At 52.9% G+C, this 5,315-nt stretch carries 4 protein-coding genes; all 4 read left to right on the top strand.

Going from position 1 to position 5,315, the window contains the following annotated elements; genetic code table 11:
• Nucleotides 1-939 (top strand): phage tail tip domain-containing protein (locus HEN21_RS22195; RefSeq protein ID WP_183082944.1); only part of this gene is annotated, 939 nt, incomplete at its 5' end.
• 70 nt (nucleotides 940-1,009) lie between these two features.
• A complete protein-coding gene (locus HEN21_RS22190; protein WP_183082943.1) occupies nucleotides 1,010-1,609 on the top strand; it encodes an Ail/Lom family outer membrane beta-barrel protein in 600 nt (199 codons plus the stop codon).
• Nucleotides 1,610-1,673: 64 nt separating this feature from the next.
• Nucleotides 1,674-4,745 carry a prophage tail fiber N-terminal domain-containing protein gene (locus tag HEN21_RS22185; protein ID WP_078331683.1) on the top strand — a complete coding sequence of 1,024 codons (3,072 nt, stop codon included), beginning with the start codon at nucleotides 1,674-1,676 and terminating at the stop codon, nucleotides 4,743-4,745.
• Nucleotides 4,745-5,315, top strand: a 571-nt coding sequence (locus tag HEN21_RS22180; RefSeq protein ID WP_183082942.1) for a tail fiber assembly protein, incomplete at its 3' end; no start/stop codon positions are given. The genes HEN21_RS22185 and HEN21_RS22180, both read left to right, overlap by 1 nt.

Genomic DNA, 5,315 nt, shown 5'->3' with positions numbered 1-5,315 from the left:
CATCTCGGCAAGGAGCTGCTGGAAAAAGTCGAGCTGACGGAGGATAACGCCAGCAGACTGGAGGAGTTTTCGAAAGAGTGGAAGGACGCCAACGATAAGTGGAATGCCATGTGGGCTGTCAAAATTGAGCAGACCAAAGACGGCAAACATTATGTCGCGGGTATTGGCCTCAGCATGGAGGACACGGAGGAAGGCAAACTGAGTCAGTTTCTGGTTGCCGCTAACCGTATCGCATTTATTGACCCGGCAAACGGGAATGAAACGCCGATGTTTGTGGCGCAGGGCAATCAGATATTCATGAACGACGTGTTCCTGAAGCGCCTGACGGCCCCCACCATTACCAGTGGTGGCAGTCCTCCGGTATTTTCCCTGACATCAGACGGAAAGCTGACCGCTAAAAATGCGGATATCAGTGGCAGTGTGAATGCGAACTCAGGAACGCTCAACAATGTCACGATTAACCAGAACTGTACGATTAAGGGCATGCTGGAGGCGACCCAGGTCAGAGGAGATTTCGTTAAAGCTGTATCAAAAGCCTTCCCGAAAAAAGTCGGTACGTGGGGTAACACGGAAACACCAGACGGTACGGTTACAGTCACCATCAGCGATGATCATAACTTTGACCGCCAGATTATTATTCCGCCCATTATTTTTAACGGTATAGCGTATGACGATCCGGGGAGCGGAAATAACCCAGGAGGCACGCGATACACGGGTTATGGTTTTGAAGTTCGCAAAAACGGCGTATTAATCGCATCCAGAGAAACTAAAGGGGCCATTCCCGGTAGTTACAGTGCAGTTATTGATATGCCTAGTGGTGGTGGTAGCGTCACTCTGGAGTTTAAGATTTTCCAGAAAGGCAATCAGGGGGCAGGCAATATCACCGACTGTACGGTGATTGTGACCAAAAAAGCTGCTTCCGGCATCAGTATTCGTTGAAATATTTATAACCCCAATAAAGGGCGTCAGGAATGACGCCTTTTTTATTGCAGAAAAGCGAGAGGTAATTATGCGTAAAGTTTGTGCAGCAATTTTGTCCGCAGCCATTTGTCTGGCCGTATCCGGTGCGCCTGCATGGGCGTCTGAACATCAGTCCACGCTGAGCGCGGGGTATCTTCATGCCTCGACGAACGTCCCCGGCAGTGATGATCTGAACGGGATTAACGTGAAATACCGTTATGAGTTTACGGATACGTTGGGGCTGGTGACGTCATTCAGCTATGCAGGAGACAAGAATCGCCAGCTGACCCGTTACAGCGATACCCGCTGGCATGAAGATTCCGTTCGTAACCGCTGGTTCAGCGTAATGGCGGGGCCGTCTGTGCGCGTGAATGAATGGTTCAGCGCGTATGCGATGGCGGGTGTGGCTTACAGCCGTGTGTCGACTTTCTCCGGGGATTATCTCCGCGTAACTGACAACAAGGGGAAAACGCACGATGTGCTGACCGGAAGTGATGACGGTCGCCACAGCAACACGTCTCTGGCGTGGGGGGCTGGCGTGCAGTTTAACCCGACCGAATCCGTGGCCATTGACCTTGCTTATGAAGGCTCCGGCAGTGGCGACTGGCGCACTGACGGTTTTATCGTGGGTGTCGGTTATAAATTCTGATTAGCCAGGTAACACAGTGTTATGACAGCCCGCCGGTTCAGGCGGGCTTTTTTGTGGGGTGAATATGGCAGTAAAGATTTCAGGTGTACTGAAAGACGGCACAGGAAAACCGGTACAGAACTGCACAATCCAGCTGAAAGCAAAACGTAACAGCACCACGGTGGTGGTGAACACGCTGGCCTCAGAAAATCCGGATGAAGCCGGGCGTTACAGCATGGACGTTGAGTACGGTCAGTACAGCGTTATTCTGTTGGTGGAAGGATTCCCGCCGTCACATGCCGGGACCATCACCGTGTATGAAGATTCCCAACCCGGTACGCTGAATGATTTTCTCGGTGCCATGACGGAGGATGATGCCCGTCCTGAGGCACTGCGCCGTTTTGAACTGATGGTGGAAGAGGTGGCGCGTAACGCGTCTGCGGTGGCACAGAACACGGCAGCCGCGAAGAAGTCAGCCGGCGATGCCAGCACATCAGCCCGTGAGGCGGCAACCCATGCGACTGATGCTGCAGGCTCAGCACGCGCAGCCAGCACGTCAGCCGGACAGGCCGCGTCGTCGGCTCAGTCAGCGTCTTCCAGCGCAGGAACGGCATCAACAAAGGCCACTGAAGCGGAAAAAAGTGCTGCCGCTGCAGAGTCCTCAAAAAGCGCGGCGGCCACCAGTGCCGCTGCGGCGAAAACGTCAGAAACGAATGCGGCAGCGTCACAACAATCAGCAGCCACTTCTGCATCCACCGCGACCACGAAAGCGTCAGAAGCTGCCACCTCAGCCCGGGATGCGTCGGCTTCAAAAGAGGCGGCAAAATCATCAGAAACGAGCGCAGCCTCGAGCGCCAGCAGCGCAGCTTCCTCGGCAACGGCGACAGCAAATTCTGCGAAGGCGGCAAAAACGTCCGAGACGAACGCTAAGTCTTCTGAAACGGCAGCGGGACAGAGTGCCTCAGCTGCGGCAGGCTCAAAAACAGCGGCTGCGTCGTCTGCCAGTGCAGCGTCAACAAGTGCCGGGCAGGCCTCAGCCAGTGCTAGCGCCGCCGGTAAATCGGCAGAAAGCGCCGCATCGTCCGCTTCAACAGCCACAACGAAGGCTGGCGAAGCCACTGAACAGGCCAGTGCAGCAGCGAGGTCTGCTTCCGCAGCGAAGACATCCGAGACGAACGCGAAAGCGTCGGAAACCAGCGCAGAATCCTCAAAAACGGCTGCCGCATCGTCCGCCAGTTCGGCGGCGTCATCGGCATCATCGGCGTCTGCTTCAAAAGATGAGGCGACCAGACAAGCGTCCGCAGCGAAGGGCAGCGCCACGACAGCATCCACGAAGGCGACAGAGGCAGCTGGCAGTGCGACGGCGGCAGCACAGAGCAAAAGTACGGCGGAATCTGCAGCAACGCGCGCTGAGACAGCGGCAAAACGGGCAGAGGATATTGCATCCGCCGTGGCGCTTGAGGATGCGAGCACGACGAAAAAGGGGATAGTACAGCTCAGTAGTGCGACCAACAGCACTTCCGAGTCACTGGCGGCAACACCAAAAGCCGTTAAGGCCGCGTATGACCTGGCTAACGGGAAATACACCGCACAGGATGCAACGACAGCACAGAAAGGGATAATCCAGCTAAGCAGCGCGACCAACAGCACGTCTGAAACGCTTGCCGCGACACCAAAGGCAGTAAAAACAGCCTATGACAATGCTGAGAAACGTCTGCAGAAAGATCAGAACGGTGCGGATATCCCTGGCAAAGACACCTTTACGAAAAATATTGGTGCCTGCCGTGCCTTTGGTGGGTCAGTAAGCACAATAACAGGAAACTGGACGACTGCACAGTTTATCGAGTGGCTGGATTCTCAGGGAGCATTTAACCATCCCTACTGGATGTGCAAGGGTTCCTGGTCTTATGGCAATAATAAAATCATTACTGATACTGACTGCGGTAATATTCATCTCGCCGGAGCTGTCATTGAAGTAATGGGGATAAAGTCAGCGATGACGATCCGCATTACCACACCGACCACCTCCACTGGTGGTGGAACAACTAACGCCCAGTTTACCTATATTAATCACGGAACAGATTATTCACCTGGCTGGCGAAGGGACTATAACTCCAGAAATAAGCCAACGGCATCAGAGATCGGGGCGTTACCGTCAGGTGGAACAGCAGTATCATCAGTTAATCTGTCTTCAAAAGGTCGGGTAACCGCGCTGACAGACAATACACAGGGGGCAACAGGTCTTGAGTTATACGAGGTGTATAACAACGGATATCCAACAGCGTATGGAAATATCATTCACCTGAAAGGGATGACAGCCGTTGGCGAAGGTGAGTTACTCATCGGCTGGAGTGGTACAAGCGGTGCTCATGCTCCGGCATTTATTCGTTCACGACGGGATACGACCGACGCAAACTGGTCGCCGTGGGCGCAGCTTTACACCTCGGCTCATCCTCCTGCAGAGTTTTATCCAGTCGGTGCACCAATCCCGTGGCCATCAGATACCGTTCCGTCTGGCTATGCCCTGATGCAGGGGCAGACTTTTGACAAATCTGCATACCCGAAACTTGCAGCGGCTTATCCGTCAGGCGTGATCCCTGATATGCGTGGCTGGACGATTAAGGGCAAACCTGCCAGTGGTCGGGCCGTATTGTCTCAGGAACAGGACGGCATTAAATCGCATACCCACAGCGCCAGCGCATCCAGTACGGATTTGGGGACGAAAACCACATCGTCGTTTGATTACGGCACTAAATCCACGAATAACACTGGTGCGCATACCCATAGTTTAAGTGGTAGCACGAATGCAGCTGGTAATCACAGCCATAGAGATGGCCGTCGATTTAACCCCAGTGTTTTTAAAGATACTTATCAATATGGTTATACAAGCTCAGGTCAAAATACCTGGGGTGTACAAGGCTCAGTAGGTATGTCTACGGGGTGGTTAGCTAATACCAGTACAGATGGTAATCATAGCCACTCACTGTCCGGCACAGCAGCATCTGCAGGTGCACACGCGCATACTGTCGGTATTGGTGCTCATACGCACTCCGTTGCGATTGGTTCACATGGACACACCATCACCGTTAACGCTGCTGGTAACGCGGAAAACACCGTCAAAAACATCGCATTTAACTATATTGTGAGGCTTGCATAATGGCATTCAGAATGAGTGAACAACCACGGACCATAAAAATTTATAATCTGCTGGCCGGAACTAATGAATTTATTGGTGAAGGTGATGCATATATTCCGCCTCATACAGGTCTGCCAGCAAACAGTACCGATATTGCACCGCCAGATATTCCGGCTGGCTTCGTGGCTGTTTTCAACAGTGATGAGTCATCGTGGCATCTCGTTGAAGATCATCGGGGTAAAACGGTTTATGACGTGGCTTCCGGCGACGCGTTATTTATTTCTGAACTCGGTCCGTTACCGGAAAATGTTACCTGGTTATCGCCGGAAGGGGAGTTTCAGAAGTGGAACGGCACAGCCTGGGTGAAGGATACGGAAGCAGAAAAACTGTTCCGGATCCGGGAGGCGGAAGAAACAAAAAACAACCTGATGCAGGTAGCCAGTGAGCATATTACGCCGCTTCAGGATGCTGCAGATCTGGAAATTGCAACGGAGGAAGAAATCTCGTTGCTGGAAGCATGGAAAAAGTATCGGGTATTGCTGAACCGTGTTGATACGTCAACTGCACAGGATATTGAATGGCCAGCACTGC

The organism is Escherichia sp. 93.1518 (genome assembly GCF_013368915.2).
Taxonomy (GTDB): domain Bacteria; phylum Pseudomonadota; class Gammaproteobacteria; order Enterobacterales; family Enterobacteriaceae; genus Escherichia; species Escherichia ruysiae.
Note: the sequence above shows the minus strand (reverse complement) of the source record. Positions and strands in the feature narration are given on the sequence as shown.

What these genes read in the sequence shown, in the direction of transcription:
- HEN21_RS22190 (WP_183082943.1), top strand. Translation starts at nt 1,010, where the DNA reads ATGCGTAAAGTTTGTGCAGCAATTTTGTCCGCAGCCATTTGTCTGGCC.
- HEN21_RS22185 (WP_078331683.1), top strand. Translation starts at nt 1,674, where the DNA reads ATGGCAGTAAAGATTTCAGGTGTACTGAAAGACGGCACAGGAAAACCG.